This is a genomic window from Bacillus cereus group sp. MYBK30-2, from assembly GCF_051915945.1.
GTDB lineage: Bacteria > Bacillota > Bacilli > Bacillales > Bacillaceae_G > Bacillus_A > Bacillus_A paramycoides.
This window is the reverse complement of sequence record NZ_JBQAFR010000002.1, coordinates 859819-880255: the sequence shown is the minus strand read 5'-3', so window position 1 is coordinate 880255 and position 20437 is coordinate 859819. Positions and strand designations below refer to the sequence as shown.

The window sequence follows — 20437 nt, the reverse complement described above, 5'->3', positions numbered from 1 at the left end:
ATAGGCAATGGTAAAGGGATAAATCCCAGAAGTTGTATTTAATAAGATTAAGAATAAAAAATTCTAAATTATTTTTTATGCTAGAATATTGATGAAATATAGCGAATAATGTTAGGATAATGGTGTGAAATGTGTGGAATCTTTCGTATTTTATCCAAGAAAGTAACTTTTTATTTACGCTTTCATAAAAAAATATAATGAGATTCCGTATATCCTTATCTTTTCAGAATGAAAATGTTTAGATATGGGAAGCAACTTTTATTGATTTGTCAGAGCATAAGGGGGAAAGAGCATGATTACATTACAACGTACACCGTTATTTGATGTATACGCGAAGTATGGTGGGAAAACAATCGACTTCGGTGGTTGGGAATTACCAGTTCAATTTTCAAGCATTAAAGAAGAACACGAAGCTGTACGTACAGCGGCAGGTTTGTTCGATGTATCTCATATGGGAGAAGTAGAGGTAAAGGGTGTAGATAGTTTAGCATTTTTACAACGTGTTGTTACAAATGACGTATCTACCTTAAAGGTAGGAGGCGCACAATATACAGCTATGTGCTATGAAAATGGTGGCACTGTAGATGATTTATTAATCTACAAACGTGGTGAAGAAGACTATTTATTAGTAATCAATGCATCAAATATCGAGAAAGATTACGAATGGTTAGCAAGTCATGTAATTGGCGATGCGAAAGTAGTCAATGTTTCTAGTGAAGTTGCACAGCTTGCAATTCAAGGACCAAAAGCAGAAGGCATTTTACAAAAAGTTGTGTCAGAAGATTTGAAAGAAATTAAGTTCTTTAAATTTAAAAACGATATTCTTGTAGATGGAATTCCTGCACTTGTATCTCGTACAGGTTACACGGGTGAAGATGGATTCGAAATTTACTGTAAGAGTGAAGAGGCTGCAAAACTTTGGGAGAAACTTCTTGAAGTTGGAGCAGAAGAGGGCTTAAAAGCATGTGGTTTAGGTGCTCGTGATACACTTCGCTTCGAAGCAACTCTTCCGTTATACGGACAAGAATTATCAAAAGATATTACACCGCTTGAAGCAGGAATTGGCTTTGCAGTTAAAACAAATAAAGAAGCAGACTTCTTTGGAAAAGAAACGTTAAAAGAGCAAAAAGAAAACGGTGCACCTCGTAAGTTAGTCGGCATCGAAGTAATCGAACGTGGTATTCCTCGTACGCATTACCCTGTATTTATAGGAGAAGAAAAAATCGGGGAAGTAACGAGTGGTACACAATCTCCAACGTTAAAGAAAAGCATTGGTTTAGCACTAATTGATGTAAAATACGCAGCAGTTGATACAGAAGTAGAAATTGAAATTCGTAATAAACGCGTCAAAGCAGTAGTTGTTCCAACACCATTTTATAAACGTTCAAAGTAACGGGGAGAGGGGTAGATTTCATGTTGCATCGTTATCTTCCAATGACAGAAGAAGACAAAAAAGAAATGTTACAAACAATCGGCGTTCAAACGATTGATGAGTTATTCTCTGATATTCCAGAGAGTGTTCGTTTTAAAGGGGATTTAAAAATTAAAGAAGCAAAATCAGAGCCAGAGCTTTTAAAAGAGTTATCTCAAATGGCTAGTAAAAATGCGAACTTAAAAGAATACGCTTCTTTCTTAGGAGCAGGCGTATACGATCATTACGCTCCAGTAATTGTTGATCATGTTATTTCTCGTTCAGAATTTTATACAGCTTACACACCATACCAACCAGAAATTTCACAAGGGGAATTACAAGCAATTTTTGAATTCCAAACAATGATTTGTGAATTAACAGGAATGGATGTAGCAAACTCTTCTATGTATGACGGAGGTACAGCTTTAGCTGAAGCGGCAATGCTAGCAGCTGGTCATACGCGCAAAAAGAAAATTCTTGTGTCTAGTGCAGTTCATCCAGAATCAAGAGCGGTACTTGAAACATATGCAAAAGGTCAACATCTTGAAGTTGTTGAAATTGATCATAAAAACGGTGTAACAGATTTAGAAGTATTACAAAGTGAAGTAGATGATACAGTTGCTTGTGTAATCGTTCAATATCCAAACTTCTTCGGACAAGTTGAAAAGTTAGCTGATATCGAAAAAATCGTTCATCAACAAAAATCATTATTTATCGTTTCTTCAAATCCATTATCATTAGGCGCATTAACACCGCCAGGGAAATTTGGTGCTGATATTGTAATCGGTGATGCACAACCATTTGGTATCCCAACGCAGTTTGGTGGACCTCATTGTGGTTACTTTGCAACAACGAAAGCATTTATGCGTAAAATTCCAGGACGTCTTGTCGGTCAAACTGTAGATTCAGATGGTAAACGTGGGTTTGTATTAACGTTACAAGCACGTGAACAGCATATTCGCCGTGATAAAGCGACGTCTAACATTTGTTCAAACCAAGCGTTAAATGCATTAGCAGCATCAGTTGCAATGACAGCACTTGGAAAACAAGGTGTGAAAGAAATGGCACGTCAAAACATTTCTAAAGCACAATATGCAAAACGTCAATTCGAAGCGAAAGGTTTCACAGTAACATTCGCTGGACCATTCTTCAATGAATTTGTTGTAGATTGTAAACGTCCAGTTAAAGAAGTAAATGATGTATTAATACAAAAGAATATTATCGGTGGTTACGACCTAGGCCGTGATTATAAAGAGCATGCAAACCATATGCTTGTAGCAGTAACAGAGCTTCGTACAAAAGAGGAAATTGACACACTTGTAAACGAAATGGGGGCTATCCAATGAAGAACCAAGACCAAGCACTTATTTTTGAAATGAGTAAAGAAGGACGCGTAGGATATAGCTTACCCAAATTAGATGTAGAAGAAGTAAAATTAGAAGATGTGTTTGAGAGTGATTATATTCGAGTAGAAGATGCAGAGCTTCCAGAAGTATCTGAACTTGATATTATGCGCCATTACACAGCGCTTTCAAACCGTAACCACGGTGTGGATTCAGGATTCTATCCACTTGGATCTTGTACGATGAAATATAATCCGAAAATTAATGAAAACGTAGCACGCTTCGCAGGCTTTGCAAATATTCATCCACTTCAAGATGAAAAAACAGTGCAAGGTGCAATGGAATTAATGTACGATTTACAAGAACATTTAATTGAAATTACAGGTATGGATACCGTTACATTACAACCAGCAGCTGGTGCACACGGAGAATGGACAGGTTTAATGCTAATTCGTGCATACCATGAAGCAAAAGGTGACTTTAACCGTACGAAAGTAATTGTTCCTGATTCTGCTCACGGAACGAATCCAGCATCTGCAACTGTAGCTGGTTTTGAAACAATTACAGTAAAATCAAATGAAAATGGTCTTGTTGACTTAGACGATTTAAAACGTGTTGTAAATGAAGAAACGGCAGCACTTATGTTAACAAATCCAAATACATTAGGCCTATTCGAAGAAAATATTTTAGAAATGGCAGAAATCGTCCATAATGCAGGCGGTAAATTATACTATGATGGTGCAAACTTAAATGCCGTATTAAGTCAAGCTCGCCCAGGAGATATGGGATTTGACGTCGTGCATTTAAACCTTCATAAAACATTTACAGGCCCGCACGGCGGCGGTGGTCCAGGTTCTGGTCCAGTAGGTGTGAAAGCTGATTTAATTCCGTTCTTACCAAAACCAATTTTAGAGAAAACGGAAAACGGTTATCACTTTAACTACGACCGTCCAGAAGCAATTGGACGTGTGAAACCATTCTATGGTAACTTCGGAATTAACGTTCGTGCATACACATATATTCGTTCTATGGGTCCAGATGGATTACGTGCAGTAACTGAGTATGCTGTATTAAATGCAAACTATATGATGAGAAGATTAGCACCGTTCTACGATCTTCCATTCGATAGACATTGTAAGCATGAATTTGTATTATCAGGTCGTCGTCAAAAGAAACTTGGTGTACGTACGTTAGATATTGCAAAACGTCTGCTTGATTTCGGCTACCATCCACCAACAATTTACTTCCCATTAAATGTGGAAGAATGTATTATGATTGAGCCAACAGAAACAGAATCAAAAGAAACGTTAGATGGTTTCATTGATAAAATGATTCAAATTGCTAAAGAAGTAGAAGAAAATCCAGAAGTTGTACAAGAAGCGCCACATACAACGGTAATTAAACGTTTGGATGAAACGATGGCTGCTCGTAAACCAGTGTTACGTTACGAAAAACTAGCACCTGTACAAGTCTGATTGGAAAAAAAGAACTCGCTATATGCGGGTTCTTTTTTTTTGCAAAATTGGTGCAGATAGCATGAAAAAAATGTTAAAAATTTATATTTTTTGTTTCATATTGCTGTAATGATGCCGTTTCATAGGTGGTTTTGTTGAAAAAGTCGGTTTGATAAAAGTATTTATTTTTGTTAGAATTTTATTGAAATTAAGAAGATGTGATGGGGCAGAAATTACTCATTTTTATGTATATGTGAAAAAACGAGCAAGACGGGGGTGGAAGTGTGGGATATCGATGTTATAGAATGGTATACCATTTAGAAAACGGAGAAACAATTAAAGATGTAAAAGAATTTTGTTATCGAGACCAAGGGAAAGTGTTAGAAAGAGTAGCGCATCGTGTAATGGACAATAGGGAAGTGACAGCAATTGATAAACAGGGAACAATCATTTCAATAGCGTGTGAGGACATTGTAAAGGTAGAACTTGATTACATAACAGAAAGTTAACCTTGAGTCATATCGAATTATTCGATACAATATACTGTTGAATGGTGAAGTGAGAAGAGAGGAGTTTATCATGGGTAGTACAAGACACTTTTATATGTTTATTTTAGCGTTTGTTCTTGTTGTGGCGTTAACGATTTATTTAATTGTTGATAGCAGCTGGTACAATACAGTTCATCCGGCATTCCTTCTTTTTATGTATGTAGGAATTGCGGTTGTTAGTTTCGGAATGAGAGACGAAATGTTAGATCGCTTTGAAAAGTGATACATATACGAAAGACCAACAGGAAAATGTTGGTCTTTTTTTCTTGCCAAAAATTTTAAAGGTGCCTCATAAAAGGCACCTTCTTCAATAACGACAATATGAAAGTAAGAGTTTATAAACAGAGAGGCTCTTCGGTATAACATCTTTCGGAGTATGTAATATAAAGCTGAAAATGATGATGAAAACGAGAAATAGGAAAAATAAAAATAGGATATGTTTATGTATAGAATTTTGCATATCATCCACTCCTTTTTTAGGTAGTATGTCCAAAGGAAAGAAGGGTATGAGAAAATTTAGGAGGGAGAACGATGGGAAAACGAAAATTGTTATTTGGAATAGGGGTAATATTTTTTTCAATTGGCCTCATAGTATCAAATGGTTACTCAGATATACAATCGCCATTTCCTAAATTGCATAAAGGGATTGGTATAAGTGTTGCCATAGTTGGTCTGCTTTGTCTTATCGCATCAAATTTCTATAGAAAATCTAAATAGACATAAAAAAGGACAGTTACTCTTTTTCAGAGGAACTGTCCTTTTTAAATAACTTGTTCCATAGCTTGGCGATACTCCATATAATCACGATAGTAATGGAGGCAATAATTGACCAAGCGATAGATGCAATTTCAAGTGCCATGTTAGGAAGGAATGTAAGAATGGATAATACTTTATGAAACAACCATTCTATTATATGAAAACTTATTTGTAATAGAATGACAATCCCGAGTGTGATCCATGTTAAGATTTGTTTTCCTTTTTCTTTCCACATGACATTCACCTCACGTTAGCTTAATAGTTTTAAGCCAACAGCGCCGAATAGAATACAGCTTAAGAAGGCAAGGCGGCGCCAATCCGCTGATTCACGGAAAATAAGAATACCGAGAAGTGCACTTCCGGCAGTTCCGATTCCAGTCCAAATTGCGTAAGCAGTTCCCATCGGTAACGTGTTCATCGCAAGGGATAAGAAGAAGAAGCTTACGCCGAAGTTAGCGATTAAAATAACTTTTGGTGCCCAGCCTTTCTTTTCAGTGGCTACTTTCATAAAGAGTACACCAATAATTTCGCAAATACCAGCTAGAATTAAAAATACCCAAGCCATTTTATGCAGCCTCCTTCGTTTCTTTTTCTTCTGTTACTCGTTTTAAACCGATTACTCCGAAGAAGATTAAACCGATTAATAATACTTTTACGATAGAGAAAGGTTCTCCGAAAACAAAAATCTCTGTAAGAACGATTCCGCCAGCGCCAATCCCTGTAAAGACTGCGTACACAGTACCGACAGGTAAATCTTTGTAAGCTCTAAATAGTAGTACGAAACTAATTGCGATTAATAAAGCGACACCAGCCCACTCAAGTGGTGCCTCCGCGTGTTTTAGTCCAATCACCCAAAAGATTTCAATAATACCAGCTATGATTACATAAATCCATGCCATATGTTATTTCTCCTTCCTACCAGTCGTTAGGTAAAGGGCTTAAAAACGACGCATTGCAAAGGAGCAATCCGTCAGTTTGAAAGTCCGTGCCAAAATACTTTCCAAGAGGCGTTCAAACGTGTCTCAAAGCGATTTAAACCTGCGTATAATAGTTCGACCATAAGGCCGTCTAGTAAGCATAGATAAGCTTCTAAGGCGTCTTTTACTTCAATGTTATGCAGTTCCCCTTGGTCATTTGCACGTTTAAATACAGGATATAAAAGTTTTCTAACGTTTTCGATGTGTGTATTCGCCTTATCGATAATTTGTTCGCGAAATGCATCAGGCGGAAAATACGAAGTTCGTAACCAAAACATTGATTCTTCACTTTCACCAAATCGTTTTGCATATCCTTTTAACAAACTTACGAGCAGTTCTTCTGTAGATGACGTTGAAAACTTTTCAATATCGCCTGTGAAGCTCTGTACATCTTTTTGAAGAGCAGCCTCTAAACATGTAAAGTACAACTCCTCTTTTCCTTTAAAGTGTGCGTAAATCGATGGTTTTTTAATCCCAACTTCTTGAGCAATATTTGCTAATGAAGTTCCTTCGTAGCCGTAGCGTGCGAAATGAGAAAGTGCTACAGCTTTAATGCGGTTTGCTGTCATTTTCATCCCCTACCTACCGTTCGTTAGGTTAATTATATGAGATGAAAAATATAAAGTCAATAGATGAATAGCTGAAAAAAGAGCGCTATAGTTAACGCTCCCTTTTAGACAGTGTCTCGCTCAATTAAATGGAATGAAAGTTCTTCTGAGCTTCCGATAATTTGTTCGTCTTGTATCTGCTTATGGAATAAAGAAAAAGCACGTGAGCCCATTGTTAGACCGGGATGTTCAATAGTTGTAATTTCTAATGCTTTTGAAATTTCATGATTATCGAATCCGAGGATAGCTAGGTCCTCAGGGACGCGAATACCATGTTTTTTTGCTTCTGTTAATAAACCAGCAGCTACTTGATCGTTCGCTGTGAAAATAGCAGTTGGACGATTTGTCATATTTAAAATGCGTTGAAGTACTTTTGCCCCGTCTTGCATCGTATAACATTGATGAAAAATCCAATCGGGTTGTACTATTTTTCCTTCGTGACGAAGAGTATCGGCGAAAGCTTTTTCACGCTCAATTGAATTAACACTTGTTTTTCTTGCTAAACAAATGCCGATTTTTTCATGACCCTTACTTAGTAAATAGGAAGTACCGAGACGAAATCCTTCATAATGATCTACATAGACAGATGAAATGAGGGGATGTTTCATTTTTTCACATGAAATAATAGGAGCGAATTTTGCGAACGGCTCAATTTGTTCCCATGAACTCGTTCGAGAGCAAATAATCATCCCGTCGAATTGTTTCATTTTCATCATTTCAAGAACACGAATTTCTTCAATACTATCGTAATTCGTTTGGCATAAATTAATATGATATCCAGCTAATAATGCTTCATTTCCGATTCCTTCAATAATGGTGCTAAAATACGGGAGATTAATGAAAGGAAGCATAACGCCAATTGTATATGTTTTACCTCTTATTAAATGGACTGCATTAATATTTTTTGCATAGTTCAATTCTTCAACTGCATCTAGAACACGCTTACGTTTTTCTTCTTTTACGTAAGGATGATTATTAAGAACACGGGAAACCGTTGATATGGATACACCAGCAGTTTTTGCAATTTGTTTTATATTGGCCATATGTATCACCTCTTTACTTATTATAAGGGGAAAATAATAAGAATGAAAAAATCTTGACCTGAAAAGCTTTTCACAATCTATGTTATAAATATGACTTCCGTTATTCGCGTAACCTTTTTATTTGGGCGTAAGAGTAGCGAGGTCTTTTTTGTGTGCCTACAAAGAATTTTTGTCAAAATGTGTGAGAATAACGTGGAAAGTTTTCAAAGGAGGAGCTTGATGATAAAGCGAATATGAAGAGAATATAAACGCTTCGTTAGTTAAGAGAGCGGTATGAAAGGGCGGAAACAAATTGAAAAAAGGAATCATTTGTTTCGTGTTTTCTAGTGTATTACTTAGCTCATGTTCATTTCAGCAAACGATGCAGGAAGAAAAAACATTTGTGGGAACAACAGGAGGGGCTATGGATCGCGTTACTGATCCTATTCCGCTAAAGGAACTTCCAAAATATTTTCCAGCGAAGTTTAAAGTTCCAACGTTTTTACCTTATGACATTACGAGTAATGTGATGGGAGAGGTGAGAACGATGGGAAAGAAGAATGCTGTCGTAACGATTAAATATAAGCAACAAGAGAAAGGAAGGCACGATTATATAGAATTAACAGTGGCAAACTTTTCTTACAGTTTTCCATACATCGTAGAAGAGAATCGATTTCAAGAACAAATGCGGTTGAATAATGGAGCGCCTGCGTATTTTAAAAATAAGGATGAGTACGAACGAGGAGATGAATTCGCTACGCTTATATGGAAAGAGAAGGGAATTGAATATCAGCTATTATATCGTAATGTAGATGAGAAAGACGAAAATGTGATCAAAAAGAATCTGTTGTACATTGCGAACAATATGGAATAAAAAACTAGCTGAATGCTACAGCTAGTTTTTTGTATGTTATTTCTTTTTAATTTTGCCTGTCCAAGATTTAAATCCACCTTGTAATTGGTAGAAATCTTTGTAGCCTTGTTTTTTTAAGTATTGTGCTGCACGGCCTGTACGGAATCCGCTTTGGCAATATAAATAAACAGGTTGATCTTGGCGAAGTTCTTTGTAGCGAAGGCGAATTTGTGATAATGGAATGTTACGCGCGCCTAAAATATGTCCCGCGTTAAATTCATCTGCTTCGCGAATATCGATAAGCTGTGCTTTACGGTAGCCAGCGCGAAATTCTTCTTCTGAAAGTGTTTTAATTAATTTTTTCTGATAGAAATACATCCATACAGTGTAGCCGATGAATGCTACAATTGCGACCAGTATAATAATCAAGTTTGTTGACACGATTCTATCGCTCCCTTTTTTCTTATCCTACTTTCAATATTATAATGACCATATGTATTTATGCAACAGATTCATTTGTATATAAGAAGAAATTTCGTATTCTTTCACAAATTTTGTCGAATTTGGTAGACTAGAGAATGTGAAAAATAATTGGTTATATGAGGTGCAGGATGGGAAAAGAAAAATGGTGTTATATTAACTCTGGTCAATGTTCACCGGCATTTAATATGGCGTTAGATGAATGTTTATTAAATTGGCAAAGTGAAAAGAAAATGCCACCAACAATTCGTTTTTATGAATGGGAAGTACCAACATTAACAGTTGGGTATTTCCAGCGTGTTGAAAAAGATATAAATATGGATGTAGTTAACGAAAAGAACTATGGATTCGTTCGTCGTCAAACAGGCGGCAGGGGTGTACTACATGACAAAGAATTAACGTACAGTGTTATTGTGTCTGAAGATCATCCGAATATGCCAAAAACAGTTACAGAAGCATATCGCGTTATTTCGCAAGGCTTATTAGACGGTTTTAAGGCATTAGGATTAGAAGCGTATTATGCAGTTCCGAAAACAGAAGCGGATCGTGAAAATTTGAAAAATCCGCGTTCAGGAGTATGTTTTGATGCACCGTCTTGGTATGAAATTGTAGTTGAAGGAAGAAAAATCGCAGGTAGTGCTCAAACACGTCAAAAAGGTGTTATCTTACAACACGGTTCTATTCCGTTAGAAATTGATTTAGATGAGTTATACGACCTATTTTTATTCCCAAATGAGCGAGTGAAAGAGCGCATGAAGAACATGTTTTCTTCTAAAGCGGTAGCGATTAACGAATTAACAGATCGTACATTTACGATTGAACAGTTAATTAAAGCGTTTGAAGCTGGATTTGAAAAAGGATTAGATGTAGAGCTTGTGCCGTATGAACTAACAGAAGAACAACTTCATGAAGTTCAAGCTTTAGCAAAAGAGAAGTACGAAAGTAATGATTGGAATTATAAAAAATAAGGAGATGGCGACCGCCATCTCCTTATTTTTATAGTAAATTAAGTACTTTTTCTACTTTGATTCCTTTATCTTGTAAAGAACGAAGGCGGTTTACAACGTCCATAATTTCTTTGTCGAATGTAACGCTAATACCTTGGTTTTGTAGTTCTTCTTTTAATCCTTCAATAGAATCATCTATGTCGATGCCAAGCTCGTAATCTTGACAAACTTCAATTGTCTTTTTCACGAGTTTAACATAATTTTCTTGTAGTTTTGAATTTGTTTCAGTCAAAGCAGGTTGCTTCGGTTTTGCAGGAGTAACCGGCGCTGTCTCTTGCTTTGTAACTGGAGTAGATACTACTTTTTTCACAGGTGCTGGAGTAGATAGTTCTACAGCCGCTTCTACACTTACTGGCTTCGGCGTTGGTACCGGAGTAGGTTTAGGTTCTGCAGCAGGTGTTTCTACACGCATAACAGGTTTTGGAGCAGGTGTAACTGCTTTTGGAGCTTCTACAACTACTTCTTTTTTCGGAGTAGCTTCTACAACTGTTTCTTCTTGCTCAGCAGCTTCTTTATTTTCTTTGCTCCACATAACGCGTTCAATTTCTAGAGAGACATTGTTTTTGTTCATCGCTGTTAATGTAACTTTACCAACTTCAGCGTTCCCAGTGAAATCAACAATTTTATAAATAACACTCTTGTTCCAATCCACGTTTCCGCTCAAAAATAATTCTTCGTTACATTTCGGCGTTAAGCCCTCGATTTTAATTTCTGCGTTTACACCGTTTTCACTATATACCATAATTAGCGAAGCATTTACATCTTCGTCTGCTAACATTAGTTCACGTACCATTTTGCCGGTGCGTACTTGCGTTTTCTTCTTAACTGACATCAAATTTCTCCTCTCAAAAATTCAGTAATAATAAAAAAATCGTATAACGAAAAATAATTGCTCACGAAGATTTATGATACCGATAATAAAAGCATCACGTCAACAATTAACTTTAATTATTTTGCATTTTTCTTATTTTCTTTATGAAATTTTTCAATTTGTAAAATTAGACAAAAGAAAAACAGCCTTTTTAAGGGCTGTTAAAACGTGGAAAACTTTAGTGTGTGTTTATTTTTCATTGCTTTTCATACTAACGAGAGAAGGTAATTATGAAACCATTTATGCCAAAGCTCGTTTATTTTGAACCAGGAACATCACCATTTGAAGAACGCATTGAGGCTGCTCGTAAAGTAGCAGGGGCTGGTTATCCAATTGGCTTTATTGTTGCACCAATTTATATGCATGAAGGGTGGGAAGAAGGATACCGTGAAATGTTTGAACGATTATACTATGCGTTGAAAGATATGAAGATACCAAATTTAACATTCGAATTAATTCAACATCGCTATACAAAACCGGCAAAAAAAGTCATTCAAGAGCGTTTTCCAAATACGAAGCTTGAAATGGATGAAGAGAAGCGTAAATATAAATGCGGACGATACGGTATTGGGAAATATGTATATAAAAAAGATGATGCAGAAGTATTGGAAGGAACAATAAGAGGTTATATATAAGTATTTTCCTGATGCAGAAATTCAATATTTTACATATGGGGAATCTGTATTCTTTTTTGTTTTACGTATTTAGGCTCGTTTCCACCTTGTCACGTTATTCTTTCTGGTGTATCATTTTATTGATTGCTTCGTACGGAATAAGCAAAATGAAATTGGATGGAGGAAACCGATGCCTACCCCTAGTATGGAAGATTATATTGAACAAATTTATTTGTTGATTGATGAAAAGGGTTATGCCCGCGTATCTGATATTGCTGAAGCGCTTAGTGTACATCCATCCTCTGTAACAAAAATGGTACAAAAATTAGACAAAGACGAATATCTAATTTATGAAAAATATAGAGGGCTTGTATTAACATCAAAAGGTAAAAAAATCGGAGAACGTCTCGTATATCGTCATGAATTGTTAGAGCAGTTTATGCGTATTATCGGTGTGGATGAAAGTAAAATTTATAATGATGTAGAAGGAATTGAACATCATTTAAGTTGGGAAGCAATCGATCGCATCGGTGATTTAGTGCAATACTTCGAACAAGAAGAAGTTCGAGTTGAGACACTTCGTGGTGTTCAAAAAGCAAATGAAGAGAAAAGTAATTAAGGGGAGCGTGTGGCGTTTCCTTTTTTATTTAAATCGAAAAGGGCGGGAAAATAATGAAAGCAATTATTTTTGATTTTGATGGATTAATTGTGGACACTGAAACAATATGGTTTCACTCTTTCAGAGATGCTGTTCGTGAATACGGTGGAGAGTTACCCTTAGAAGAATTTGCAAAATGTATTGGAACGACAGATGAAGTGCTTTATGCATATTTAAAAGAGCAATTAAAAGAAAAATTTAACGAGCATGTATTAAAGGAAAAAGTAACAACTTTACATAAAGAGAAAATGAAAATACCAAAAGCACGTGACGGGGTAAAAGAATATTTAGAAGAGGCGAGAGAACTTGGGTTGAAAATCGCATTAGCCTCTAGTTCCTCTAAAGAGTGGGTTGTTCGTTTTTTAGAAGAGCTACAGATTAGAGAGTATTTTGAAGTGATTAAAACGAGAGAAGATGTCGAGAAGGTAAAACCAGATCCAGCTCTTTATAGGATTGCGATAGAAGAATTAGGAATTGAACTGTCAGAAGCTGTTGTATTTGAAGATTCATTAAATGGATTGAAAGCAGCGATTGCAGCCGGATTAAAATGTGTCATCGTGCCTAATGATGTGACAAGAAATTTACAATTTGAAAACCATCACCTTCGTATCGAAAGTATGAAAGAAAAAAGTTTGAAAGAAGTGCTGCAACATATAAAGTGAAACTTTAATCAGTCGGGGGTTCTCATCCCCACTGATTATAAGCCACACTAATCGTGAAAAAAAGACCGTATTTCCTAAAAGGAAGCACGGTCTTTCTTTTTGTTTTTTTTACCTTCAATGACAGTTAAATGAGATTGTTTTCTTTTTCGTTTCAACGATGAAGAATTACCCTTTTTCCCCTTGTCATCAGAAGCATTCCGTTTCAAGAAAGAATTGCTTAGGGGTGTTACATTTTGTTTCCCGTGTTTGCGGTTCGATTGTTTTGCAGCACGCTTATATGAGCTTTGCGAATTTGCAGAACCACTAGAGTTTGTAAACATTTTGTAGAGTAAGTAAAAGATACCGACGACAGCCAACATGATACCAATGTTTTTTAACACTCCCATTGGATCTGTAATAACAGATGAAACAAGGCCGAATATTGCTAATCCGATAATAAGTACAAATATAGCGAATGTAAACGAACGACCGTTCATAAGGGACACCTCCTAAAAACATATATTAAAATTAGTATATTAACGATGAGGAAAGGAGTTGAACACCATTTTTAAATAATTATTGTTTGTTTTCTAAACGTAATAATTCTTCAAACGATGCGATTGCAACTTCCGCTTGATCATCTGTTGGTTCTTTCGTTGTTAATAGTTGCAGCCATAATCCGGGATATCCAAGTACTCGTAAAACAGGAATATCTCGTAATCGATTGGTAAATTGTAATACTTCAAAAGAAATGCCGAGAACAACTGGAATTAATAAAATTCGGTTTACTACCCTGGCCCAAAGCGGATCTGTAGGGACGAGGAAATAGACAAACATTCCAATAATGACCGTAAATATAATAAAGCTACTGCCACAGCGATAATGGAGGCGAGTTTGCTTTTGAACATTTTCTACAGTCAGTGGAAGGTTATTCTCATAAGCATTGATTACTTTATGTTCTGCACCGTGGTACTGAAATACCCGCTTAATAAGTGGGGTTAAAGAAATAAAGTATATATAGCTCAATAATAGCATGAGCTTAATGACACTTTCGACAATGATTTGCCCCGTATGTGATGGGAAAATCGGTCTCGTTAATTCAGCTAAAAGTGCAGGAACTGCTGTGAAAATTACTTTACCGAATATGAACGATAAAACGCCAACTGCTGCAACTCCTAATACCATCGTTAATTTTGATTGTTCTTCTTTTTTATTTGCAAATTGTTCATCATCTTCTGGGTGGACATCAAATCGTTCTGAAGCAAAGTTTAAATGTTTCGCTCCATTCGCACTTGCATCCACAATAGCGGCAATACCTCGTAAAAATGGAATTTTCTTTAGTATAGATAATGCTTTATTACGAACGCGTGGTAAACGATAAAATTCAATCGATTTATCTTTACGACGAACCGCTGTAACAGTATATTCTCTACCGCCAAACATAACTCCTTCTATGACTGCCTGTCCGCCATATATTTGTTTTGACTCTTCTGCCATGTTAACACCAACCTGTATTTGTTTCTCTCTTATGTAGAAAAAGAGGTAATTGTCGTACTTGGTTCTGTCAGATTGAAATAAGACAATCACCGAGTTTCCTTTATTTTATCGACAAATACAAGCGGATGACAAGGGGAAATGTTACGAGAGTCGGACATTTCTTATTCTTTTTATAGACAAATTTTGCAGGATTTAAACATGCTTCAAAATAGTTTCGGGCATACTATTGAGCGGAGGTGTCAATGTGAATCAAGAACAATCAACAATAAGGAACTTTGTACAGATTGGTTTATTTGGTGGCTTATTTTGGGGAGGTATATGGTATTTCCTTCATATATTTTCATTTACAGAAGCTGGCCCTAACTATTTACTTTTACCGTTTGCATTTGGAAATTGGAAAGAAGGGGTTTGGGGGAATGTGCTAGGTATCGTTTGTATGGGACTCCTTTCAATTTTAGTGGCATTTCTCTATAAAGCTCTTTTTAAAAAGTTTGAAGGAGTATTACCTGGCATACTATACGGTTTATTTTGGTGGGCGTTATTATTTTTGGGGATGGGGCTAATGGCACCTGTTATTAAAAGTGCACTCCATTTACCGAAAGGAACAATTGTAACGACAGTATGTATCTTTATATTATATGGTGTTTTTATTTCGTATTCTGTATCATTCGAATCGAATAATACAAATAGAGGAGAAGGGCTCGAGAAGACAAACTATTCAAATAAGTGATTCCTATGTTAAAATGTCGTATAGACATTCTTTAATATTAAGGAGTTTTAAGAAAATGAAAAAGTTACTCCTCGTAAACGGTCCTAACCTAAATCGTCTTGGTGTCAGGGAAGTAAATGTATACGGAAAAGGAACGTTAGCGACGCTTGAAACAGATATGAAACAAGAAGCAGAAAAAATGGGAGTGGAGTTAGAATGTTTTCAATCGAATCATGAAGGAGCTATTATTGATATTATTCATGAGGCGGATGACATATATGAAGGAATCATTCTAAATCCGGGTGCATTTACGCATTATAGCTACGCGATTCGGGATGCTATCGCAAGCGTTTCGATTCCAGTTATTGAAGTACATATTTCTAACATTCATCAACGTGAGTCGTTTCGTCATGAATCTGTGACAGCGGCTGTTTGTGCGGGACAAATTGTTGGATTTGGTTTTTATGGCTATAAGCTAGCGCTATTTGCATTAATGGAGAAATTGAGGGAGGCATAAAGTAATGGAAAAGATCGAGAGATTAAGAAGTGCGTTTGATGAGGCTGGTATTGACGGTATCGTATTAACGAATGAACATAGCCGTAGATATATGGCGAATTTCACAGGAACAGCTGGAGTTGTACTAATTTCAAAAGAGCGTGCTCTATTTATTACTGATTTCCGTTATGTAGAGCAAGCTAGTAAGCAAGCGGTTGGATATGAAATCGTGCAGCACACAGGCCTAATTCTTGATGAAGTTGCGAAACAAGTAAAAGAACTTGGAATTCAAAAGCTAGGCTTTGAGCAAGATACCCTTACATATAGCTCTTACGTAACGCATAATGAAGCGATTGAAGCTGAATTCATCCCAACTTCTGGGCTTGTAGAAAAGTTACGCTTGATAAAGACTGATTCAGAGATTAAGATATTAAAGGAAGCTGCACAGATTGCAGATGCTGCCTTTGAGCATATTCTATCATTCATTCGCCCGGGAGTATCTGAAATTGAAGTGTCAAATGAACTTGAATTTTTCATGAGAAAACAAGGAGCAACATCTTCTTCGTTTGATATTATCGTTGCTTCAGGTCTTCGTTCGGCATTACCGCACGGCGTGGCATCTGAAAAAGTGATAGAAAAAGGAGATTTCGTTACATTAGACTTCGGCGCTTATTACAAAGGATATTGCTCTGATATTACTCGTACGATTGCAGTCGGTGAACCATCTGATAAATTAAAAGAAATTTATAATATCGTTCTAGAAGCACAACTACGTGGTGTGAACGGTATTAAAGCTGGTTTAACAGGCCGTGAGGCTGATGCATTAACGCGTGATTACATAACGGAAAAAGGATATGGTGAATACTTCGGACACTCTACTGGTCATGGAATCGGTCTTGAAATCCATGAAGCACCAGGTTTAGCGTTCCGTTCTGATACAGTACTTGAACCAGGTATGGCTGTAACGGTAGAACCAGGTATTTATATTCCAGGTGTTGGCGGGGTACGTATTGAGGATGATATCATTGTAACGAGTGAAGGTAATGAAGTAATAACGAAATCACCAAAAGAACTTATTATTTTGTAATACACAGGAGGATTTTTTTACATGATTTCAGTAAACGATTTTCGTACAGGTTTAACAATTTCAGTGGACAATGCCCTTTGGCAAGTACTTGATTTCCAACACGTAAAGCCAGGTAAAGGTGCTGCGTTCGTTCGCTCTAAACTACGTAACCTTCGCACAGGATCTGTTCAAGAGAAAACATTCCGTGCAGGTGAAAAAGTAGAAAAAGCACACATCGAAAACCGTCGTATGCAATACTTATACGCGAGCGGTGAGGCTCACGTATTCATGGATAACGGAACTTATGAGCAAATCGAACTTGGTGAAAACCAAATCGAGCGCGAATTAAAATTCCTAAAAGAAAACATGGAAGTATCTATTATGACATACCAAGGTGAAGTACTTGGTGTTGAACTTCCGAACACAGTTGAATTAAAAGTGTCAGAAACAGAGCCTGGTATTAAAGGTGACACAGCTTCTAATGTAACAAAACCAGCTACATTAGAAACTGGTCTTGTTGTACAAGTACCAATCTTCATTAACGAAGGCGAAATGCTTATCATCAACACTGGTGAAGGTAAATACGTTTCTCGTGCATAGTAAAAAAGCACTCGTGATTATCACGAGTGCTTTTTTTTATAGGAAATAGGGCAGATAATAAATAATGGTTATTATAAAACTGAAAGCTGTAAGACTAGCAGTACCTATTGTGTAAGGGCCCCATGTCATTTGAAAAGGTTTTACCTTACCCGTTTTATATATGGTGTGATCAATGTTGGCATTTTGATTTATATTTAAAGCAATGAGCCAAATTGCACCGAACAGCGCGATGCTACCAAGGAAAAAGGTTTCCATAAATGACCAACCGACCATCTTTGAAAAAAGATAAATAATAGCTAATTCTACTACAATTGTTAAACTAATTTTCAATACCTTCATATTTTCTCCCCTCATTTTGTGCTTCCAACCAATTTAAAAATTTCTCGCGGGATATAACATGCAGTACGCAAGGTGATTTTACTTCCTTTTCTAAAGCAGTATGTTCATCAGGGAAGCTATCTTCCACATGCAATGAAATATAAGGTAGTTTCTCTTGTGCTTTTAAAGAGCGAATGTTAGTCGTTTTAGCACCAGCGAATACGTATGTAAGTTGTAAGTCTAAAAATGCGATTTTAAAGATTTCTTTTTTAGCAGCCTCATTATATCCTTTTCCCCAATATGGATAACCGAGCCAGCTTCCGATATGTGATTGTTTTTGATCATAATTAAGATGTTTAAGTGTGGTGAGGCCGATTATTTCATTTTCTTCGTTTACAATCACTTTTGATAAGGAATGTTCTTTTCGTTCCTCTTCCATTGCAAATAGAATAAATGCTTTTGTATCTTCAACTGTTTCTACTTTTATTCCTAAAGCATTTTTTACATGTGAATCGCTAGATAGCTCAAAAATAACATTTGCATATCGTAAATCGAGTGGTAATAAAGTAACTTGCTTCATCGTCTATGCCCTCTTTTCTATTAAATATACCATATAATAATACGAATATTCAGATTTATGTTAAAGCGGTAGAGAAAAATTATGTTTTTACTTCTGAAATAGACAACCCCTGCATATGGTTGTACAAATATATTCTTTTTTAGAATGAGGAACTAGTAACTGTTATGGGAGAAGGTGGGAGAATGAAACAGTGGCTAGCGGCAATGGAAACATCCGTACTTGTTATGGGGTTACTTCGGTTGTTTTCAGGTAGCGCGGAAATATTCGCCGCTTTGCTTATGCTTTACGTGAATGATGCGAAGAAAGCATTGTTTATAAATGGTATGTTGGCGTTTGTTGGACCGACCGTATTAATTTTAACAATGACAATTGGCATAGCGAGTGTAGCGAGTGAGATTTCTTTCTTGAAACTCTTTTTTCTAGCACTTGGAATTGGCTGCATTTTTATCGCGTTGTTGAAATAGTAAGTCGAGTATAGTGGGGAGAAGCTTATGAAAGAAGTATTAGAAGTTTTACCGAAAACGATGAAACAGTTAGTTGAAGGTTGTAAGCAATACGATGTTCTAGAGGAAATTCGCGTTCGAATTGGAAGGCCACTAGAGTGTATCGCACATGGAGAGGTGTTTTTTTATGACTATATCGCTACAGCGGAAGATGCAATCCATTTATTGAATAAATTAAGTCAATTCTCAATTTATACGATGGAAGAGGAATTGAAACGTGGATATGTGACACTCCGGGGGGGGCATAGAATTGGCCTGGCTGGAAAAGTCATTACAGAAAAAAGTGCAGTGAAAATGATTCGGGATGTCTCTTCTTTTAATATTCGTATTGCTCGTCAAAAAATAGGGATTGCTGAGCCGCTTCTACCATATCTTTATGAATCACGATGGCTAAACACGATGGTAATTGGCCCGCCGCAAACGGGGAAAACAACTCTATTAAGAGATGTGGCACGATGCATGAGTCAAGGTGTAAGTGCTTCGGAAATTCCTTCTTGTAAAGTGGGGATTGTTGATGAACGGTCAGAAATTGCCGGCTGTGTGAAAGGGATCCCGCAATATGACTTTGGCACACGAGTAGATGTATTAGATGCTTGTCCAAAAGCTGAAGGAATGATGATGATGATTCGTTCTATGAGCCCAGATATATTAATTGTAGATGAAATTGGACGTAAAGAAGATAGTGAAGCGATTATGGAGGCGGTGCATGCAGGCGTTCAGCTTTTTATAAGTGCACACGGATTTTCTTATGATGATGTTGTGAAACGTCCATCGTTGCAGGCGGTGCTGGAACTTGGTGTATTTGATAGGTTTGTGGAATTGTCAAAAGCGAGAGGGCCAGGAACGGTTATGCAAGTGAAAGATAGAGATGGAAAACCAGTATTAACTCATAGAAAGGCTCAAGGCGTATGGTGAAAATATTTGGTGCAGTTTTAATAGTCGCTGTTAGCACTTTTTTCGGATTTTCATACGCTAAGCGATACAGTGAGAGACCGCGGCAGCTTAGGTTATTGAAGGCGGCACTGCAATCATTGGAAGCGGAAATTATGTATGGACACACACCTTTATCTGAAGCGGCTGAGCGATTAGTTAAACAAATGCCAAAGCCGCTAAATTGGATATTTCAAAGCTTTTCGAGGCGTCTAGAGAGCGGGGAACAAACAGTTAGAGAAGCTTGGATTGATAGTTTGAAGGAGAACTGGACATTAACGGCGTTTAAACAAACCGAGTATGAGATTTTACAACAATTTGGTGAAACACTTGGACAACATGATCGTGAATCACAACAAAAGCATATTCGCTTATGTATTACACATTTAGAAAGAGAAGAAGGAGAAGCGAAAGCATTACAACTACAATACGAAAAAATGATAAAGAGTCTAGGAGTGCTAGCAGGGCTACTTATCGTAATTTTACTGCTATAGG

Annotated in this window: 28 protein-coding genes and 1 pseudogene; 18 read left to right on the top strand and 11 right to left on the bottom strand. The window is 36.7% G+C overall.

Annotation, left to right across the window (positions count from 1 at the left end):
* Nucleotides 1-292: 292 nt before the first annotated feature.
* The 6 genes from gcvT (at nucleotide 293) to ACTFQM_RS16100 (ending at nucleotide 5473) form a co-directional block, all read left to right on the top strand.
* The gene (gene gcvT, locus ACTFQM_RS16125; protein WP_440035192.1) at nucleotides 293-1393 is read left to right on the top strand and encodes a glycine cleavage system aminomethyltransferase GcvT; all 1101 of its coding nucleotides are present in this window, start codon (nucleotides 293-295) and stop codon (nucleotides 1391-1393) included.
* A 20-nt stretch (nucleotides 1394-1413) separates the two neighbouring features.
* Nucleotides 1414-2757 carry an aminomethyl-transferring glycine dehydrogenase subunit 1 gene (gcvPA, locus tag ACTFQM_RS16120; protein WP_440035191.1) on the top strand — a complete coding sequence of 448 codons (1344 nt, stop codon included), beginning with the start codon at nucleotides 1414-1416 and terminating at the stop codon, nucleotides 2755-2757.
* The gene (gene gcvPB, locus ACTFQM_RS16115; protein WP_440035189.1) at nucleotides 2754-4229 is read left to right on the top strand and encodes an aminomethyl-transferring glycine dehydrogenase subunit 2; all 1476 of its coding nucleotides are present in this window, start codon (nucleotides 2754-2756) and stop codon (nucleotides 4227-4229) included. Before gcvPA ends, gcvPB begins: the two co-directional genes overlap by 4 nt.
* A 284-nt stretch (nucleotides 4230-4513) precedes the next feature.
* A complete protein-coding gene (locus ACTFQM_RS16110; protein ID WP_000262495.1) occupies nucleotides 4514-4717 on the top strand; it encodes a DUF3929 family protein in 204 nt (67 codons plus the stop codon).
* Nucleotides 4718-4787: 70 nt separating this feature from the next.
* Nucleotides 4788-4979 carry a hypothetical protein gene (locus ACTFQM_RS16105; RefSeq protein ID WP_000535934.1) on the top strand — a complete coding sequence of 64 codons (192 nt, stop codon included), beginning with the start codon at nucleotides 4788-4790 and terminating at the stop codon, nucleotides 4977-4979.
* A gap of 308 nt (nucleotides 4980-5287) precedes the next feature.
* A complete protein-coding gene (locus ACTFQM_RS16100; protein WP_440035187.1) occupies nucleotides 5288-5473 on the top strand; it encodes a hypothetical protein in 186 nt (61 codons plus the stop codon).
* Between the two features lie 16 nt (nucleotides 5474-5489).
* Here ACTFQM_RS16100 and ACTFQM_RS16095 read toward each other — a convergent pair whose 3' ends face one another.
* The 5 genes from ACTFQM_RS16095 to ACTFQM_RS16075 all read right to left on the bottom strand — a co-directional run bounded on the left by ACTFQM_RS16095 (nucleotide 5490) and on the right by ACTFQM_RS16075 (nucleotide 8140).
* Nucleotides 5490-5747: a DUF3975 family protein gene (locus tag ACTFQM_RS16095; RefSeq protein ID WP_440035186.1), complete on the bottom strand. Its 258-nt coding sequence runs from the start codon at nucleotides 5745-5747 to the stop codon at nucleotides 5490-5492.
* Between the two features lie 15 nt (nucleotides 5748-5762).
* Nucleotides 5763-6077 carry a DMT family transporter gene (locus ACTFQM_RS16090; RefSeq protein WP_440035185.1) on the bottom strand — a complete coding sequence of 105 codons (315 nt, stop codon included), beginning with the start codon at nucleotides 6075-6077 and terminating at the stop codon, nucleotides 5763-5765.
* Nucleotide 6078: 1 nt separating this feature from the next.
* Entirely contained in the window at nucleotides 6079-6411 is a 333-nt protein-coding gene (locus tag ACTFQM_RS16085) for a DMT family transporter (protein WP_002173434.1), read from the bottom strand.
* Nucleotides 6412-6482: 71 nt separating this feature from the next.
* The gene (locus tag ACTFQM_RS16080) at nucleotides 6483-7064 is read right to left on the bottom strand and encodes a TetR/AcrR family transcriptional regulator (RefSeq protein WP_440035183.1); all 582 of its coding nucleotides are present in this window, start codon (nucleotides 7062-7064) and stop codon (nucleotides 6483-6485) included.
* Between the two features lie 98 nt (nucleotides 7065-7162).
* Nucleotides 7163-8140 carry a LacI family DNA-binding transcriptional regulator gene (locus tag ACTFQM_RS16075; RefSeq protein ID WP_440035182.1) on the bottom strand — a complete coding sequence of 326 codons (978 nt, stop codon included), beginning with the start codon at nucleotides 8138-8140 and terminating at the stop codon, nucleotides 7163-7165.
* Between the two features lie 316 nt (nucleotides 8141-8456).
* Between ACTFQM_RS16075 and ACTFQM_RS16070 the strand changes: the two genes are divergently transcribed.
* Nucleotides 8457-8993, top strand: a complete 537-nt coding sequence (locus ACTFQM_RS16070; protein WP_440035802.1) for a DNA polymerase III subunit delta — start codon at nucleotides 8457-8459, stop codon at nucleotides 8991-8993.
* A 36-nt stretch (nucleotides 8994-9029) separates the two neighbouring features.
* Here ACTFQM_RS16070 and ACTFQM_RS16065 read toward each other — a convergent pair whose 3' ends face one another.
* On the bottom strand, nucleotides 9030-9413 hold the full coding sequence (locus tag ACTFQM_RS16065) for a rhodanese-like domain-containing protein (protein WP_025150053.1): 384 nt from the start codon (nucleotides 9411-9413) through the stop codon (nucleotides 9030-9032).
* Between the two features lie 170 nt (nucleotides 9414-9583).
* Here ACTFQM_RS16065 and ACTFQM_RS16060 point away from each other — a divergent pair, with 170 nt between their 5' ends.
* Nucleotides 9584-10420, top strand: coding sequence for a lipoate--protein ligase family protein (locus ACTFQM_RS16060; protein WP_440035181.1), 837 nt, complete (start codon nucleotides 9584-9586; stop codon nucleotides 10418-10420).
* 28 nt (nucleotides 10421-10448) lie between these two features.
* Here ACTFQM_RS16060 and ACTFQM_RS16055 read toward each other — a convergent pair whose 3' ends face one another.
* Nucleotides 10449-11291: a hypothetical protein gene (locus ACTFQM_RS16055; RefSeq protein ID WP_025150055.1), complete on the bottom strand. Its 843-nt coding sequence runs from the start codon at nucleotides 11289-11291 to the stop codon at nucleotides 10449-10451.
* A 299-nt stretch (nucleotides 11292-11590) separates the two neighbouring features.
* Here ACTFQM_RS16055 and ACTFQM_RS16050 point away from each other — a divergent pair.
* From ACTFQM_RS16050 to ACTFQM_RS16040, 3 genes and pseudogenes are all read left to right on the top strand, one after another.
* Nucleotides 11591-12038: pseudogene (locus ACTFQM_RS16050) on the top strand (spore photoproduct lyase family protein); the annotation flags it as partial.
* A gap of 96 nt (nucleotides 12039-12134) precedes the next feature.
* Complete coding sequence (gene mntR / locus ACTFQM_RS16045; protein WP_002173426.1) at nucleotides 12135-12563, top strand: transcriptional regulator MntR; 429 nt, start codon at nucleotides 12135-12137, stop codon at nucleotides 12561-12563.
* Nucleotides 12564-12616: 53 nt separating this feature from the next.
* Nucleotides 12617-13264, top strand: a complete 648-nt coding sequence (locus tag ACTFQM_RS16040) for an HAD family hydrolase (protein ID WP_440035180.1) — start codon at nucleotides 12617-12619, stop codon at nucleotides 13262-13264.
* A gap of 74 nt (nucleotides 13265-13338) precedes the next feature.
* Here ACTFQM_RS16040 and ACTFQM_RS16035 read toward each other — a convergent pair whose 3' ends face one another.
* A complete protein-coding gene (locus tag ACTFQM_RS16035; RefSeq protein WP_440035179.1) occupies nucleotides 13339-13740 on the bottom strand; it encodes an SA1362 family protein in 402 nt (133 codons plus the stop codon).
* Between the two features lie 79 nt (nucleotides 13741-13819).
* Nucleotides 13820-14740 carry a DUF1385 domain-containing protein gene (locus ACTFQM_RS16030; RefSeq protein ID WP_002173423.1) on the bottom strand — a complete coding sequence of 307 codons (921 nt, stop codon included), beginning with the start codon at nucleotides 14738-14740 and terminating at the stop codon, nucleotides 13820-13822.
* A 244-nt stretch (nucleotides 14741-14984) separates the two neighbouring features.
* Between ACTFQM_RS16030 and ACTFQM_RS16025 the strand changes: the two genes are divergently transcribed.
* From ACTFQM_RS16025 to efp, 4 genes are read left to right on the top strand one after another with little or no spacing between them, the layout of a single operon-like run.
* Nucleotides 14985-15470, top strand: a complete 486-nt coding sequence (locus ACTFQM_RS16025; RefSeq protein WP_142322708.1) for a YqhR family membrane protein — start codon at nucleotides 14985-14987, stop codon at nucleotides 15468-15470.
* A gap of 55 nt (nucleotides 15471-15525) precedes the next feature.
* Nucleotides 15526-15966 carry a type II 3-dehydroquinate dehydratase gene (gene aroQ / locus ACTFQM_RS16020; RefSeq protein WP_002111769.1) on the top strand — a complete coding sequence of 147 codons (441 nt, stop codon included), beginning with the start codon at nucleotides 15526-15528 and terminating at the stop codon, nucleotides 15964-15966.
* 4 nt (nucleotides 15967-15970) lie between these two features.
* Complete coding sequence (gene pepQ, locus ACTFQM_RS16015; protein ID WP_002173421.1) at nucleotides 15971-17032, top strand: Xaa-Pro dipeptidase; 1062 nt, start codon at nucleotides 15971-15973, stop codon at nucleotides 17030-17032.
* 21 nt (nucleotides 17033-17053) lie between these two features.
* Complete coding sequence (efp, locus tag ACTFQM_RS16010) at nucleotides 17054-17611, top strand: elongation factor P (RefSeq protein WP_000626518.1); 558 nt, start codon at nucleotides 17054-17056, stop codon at nucleotides 17609-17611.
* 36 nt (nucleotides 17612-17647) lie between these two features.
* On the opposite strand, the gene ACTFQM_RS16005 is transcribed toward efp, so the two are convergent.
* Both ACTFQM_RS16005 and ACTFQM_RS16000 read right to left on the bottom strand, forming a co-directional pair.
* Nucleotides 17648-17950: a hypothetical protein gene (locus tag ACTFQM_RS16005; protein WP_440035174.1), complete on the bottom strand. Its 303-nt coding sequence runs from the start codon at nucleotides 17948-17950 to the stop codon at nucleotides 17648-17650.
* A complete protein-coding gene (locus ACTFQM_RS16000) occupies nucleotides 17931-18509 on the bottom strand; it encodes a GNAT family N-acetyltransferase (protein ID WP_440035173.1) in 579 nt (192 codons plus the stop codon). Before ACTFQM_RS16000 ends, ACTFQM_RS16005 begins: the two co-directional genes overlap by 20 nt.
* Before the next feature lie 182 nt (nucleotides 18510-18691).
* Between ACTFQM_RS16000 and ACTFQM_RS15995 the strand changes: the two genes are divergently transcribed.
* The 3 genes from ACTFQM_RS15995 to spoIIIAB are packed head-to-tail and all read left to right on the top strand — an operon-like array spanning nucleotide 18692 to nucleotide 20436.
* Nucleotides 18692-18973 carry a YqhV family protein gene (locus ACTFQM_RS15995; protein WP_000816054.1) on the top strand — a complete coding sequence of 94 codons (282 nt, stop codon included), beginning with the start codon at nucleotides 18692-18694 and terminating at the stop codon, nucleotides 18971-18973.
* A gap of 27 nt (nucleotides 18974-19000) precedes the next feature.
* On the top strand, nucleotides 19001-19927 hold the full coding sequence (gene spoIIIAA, locus ACTFQM_RS15990) for a stage III sporulation protein AA (protein WP_002173418.1): 927 nt from the start codon (nucleotides 19001-19003) through the stop codon (nucleotides 19925-19927).
* Nucleotides 19921-20436, top strand: a complete 516-nt coding sequence (gene spoIIIAB, locus ACTFQM_RS15985) for a stage III sporulation protein SpoIIIAB (RefSeq protein WP_440035171.1) — start codon at nucleotides 19921-19923, stop codon at nucleotides 20434-20436. The genes spoIIIAA and spoIIIAB overlap by 7 nt, the downstream gene beginning before the upstream one ends.
* Nucleotide 20437: the final 1 nt, after the last annotated feature.

Bases quoted from the DNA above. Each gene is read 5' to 3' on its own strand.
- gcvT (WP_440035192.1), top strand. From the start codon at position 293: ATGATTACATTACAACGTACACCGTTATTTGATGTATACGCGAAGTAT.
- gcvPA (WP_440035191.1), top strand. From the start codon at position 1,414: ATGTTGCATCGTTATCTTCCAATGACAGAAGAAGACAAAAAAGAAATG.
- gcvPB (WP_440035189.1), top strand. From the start codon at position 2,754: ATGAAGAACCAAGACCAAGCACTTATTTTTGAAATGAGTAAAGAAGGA.
- ACTFQM_RS16110 (WP_000262495.1), top strand. From the start codon at position 4,514: ATGGTATACCATTTAGAAAACGGAGAAACAATTAAAGATGTAAAAGAA.
- ACTFQM_RS16105 (WP_000535934.1), top strand. From the start codon at position 4,788: ATGGGTAGTACAAGACACTTTTATATGTTTATTTTAGCGTTTGTTCTT.
- ACTFQM_RS16100 (WP_440035187.1), top strand. From the start codon at position 5,288: ATGGGAAAACGAAAATTGTTATTTGGAATAGGGGTAATATTTTTTTCA.
- ACTFQM_RS16095 (WP_440035186.1), bottom strand. From the start codon at position 5,747: ATGTGGAAAGAAAAAGGAAAACAAATCTTAACATGGATCACACTCGGG.
- ACTFQM_RS16090 (WP_440035185.1), bottom strand. From the start codon at position 6,077: ATGGCTTGGGTATTTTTAATTCTAGCTGGTATTTGCGAAATTATTGGT.
- ACTFQM_RS16085 (WP_002173434.1), bottom strand. From the start codon at position 6,411: ATGGCATGGATTTATGTAATCATAGCTGGTATTATTGAAATCTTTTGG.
- ACTFQM_RS16080 (WP_440035183.1), bottom strand. From the start codon at position 7,064: ATGAAAATGACAGCAAACCGCATTAAAGCTGTAGCACTTTCTCATTTC.
- ACTFQM_RS16075 (WP_440035182.1), bottom strand. From the start codon at position 8,140: ATGGCCAATATAAAACAAATTGCAAAAACTGCTGGTGTATCCATATCA.
- ACTFQM_RS16060 (WP_440035181.1), top strand. From the start codon at position 9,584: ATGGGAAAAGAAAAATGGTGTTATATTAACTCTGGTCAATGTTCACCG.
- ACTFQM_RS16055 (WP_025150055.1), bottom strand. From the start codon at position 11,291: ATGTCAGTTAAGAAGAAAACGCAAGTACGCACCGGCAAAATGGTACGT.
- mntR (WP_002173426.1), top strand. From the start codon at position 12,135: ATGCCTACCCCTAGTATGGAAGATTATATTGAACAAATTTATTTGTTG.
- ACTFQM_RS16040 (WP_440035180.1), top strand. From the start codon at position 12,617: ATGAAAGCAATTATTTTTGATTTTGATGGATTAATTGTGGACACTGAA.
- ACTFQM_RS16035 (WP_440035179.1), bottom strand. From the start codon at position 13,740: ATGAACGGTCGTTCGTTTACATTCGCTATATTTGTACTTATTATCGGA.
- ACTFQM_RS16030 (WP_002173423.1), bottom strand. From the start codon at position 14,740: ATGGCAGAAGAGTCAAAACAAATATATGGCGGACAGGCAGTCATAGAA.
- aroQ (WP_002111769.1), top strand. From the start codon at position 15,526: ATGAAAAAGTTACTCCTCGTAAACGGTCCTAACCTAAATCGTCTTGGT.
- pepQ (WP_002173421.1), top strand. From the start codon at position 15,971: ATGGAAAAGATCGAGAGATTAAGAAGTGCGTTTGATGAGGCTGGTATT.
- efp (WP_000626518.1), top strand. From the start codon at position 17,054: ATGATTTCAGTAAACGATTTTCGTACAGGTTTAACAATTTCAGTGGAC.
- ACTFQM_RS16005 (WP_440035174.1), bottom strand. From the start codon at position 17,950: ATGAAGGTATTGAAAATTAGTTTAACAATTGTAGTAGAATTAGCTATT.
- ACTFQM_RS16000 (WP_440035173.1), bottom strand. From the start codon at position 18,509: ATGAAGCAAGTTACTTTATTACCACTCGATTTACGATATGCAAATGTT.
- ACTFQM_RS15995 (WP_000816054.1), top strand. From the start codon at position 18,692: ATGAAACAGTGGCTAGCGGCAATGGAAACATCCGTACTTGTTATGGGG.
- spoIIIAA (WP_002173418.1), top strand. From the start codon at position 19,001: ATGAAAGAAGTATTAGAAGTTTTACCGAAAACGATGAAACAGTTAGTT.
- spoIIIAB (WP_440035171.1), top strand. From the start codon at position 19,921: ATGGTGAAAATATTTGGTGCAGTTTTAATAGTCGCTGTTAGCACTTTT.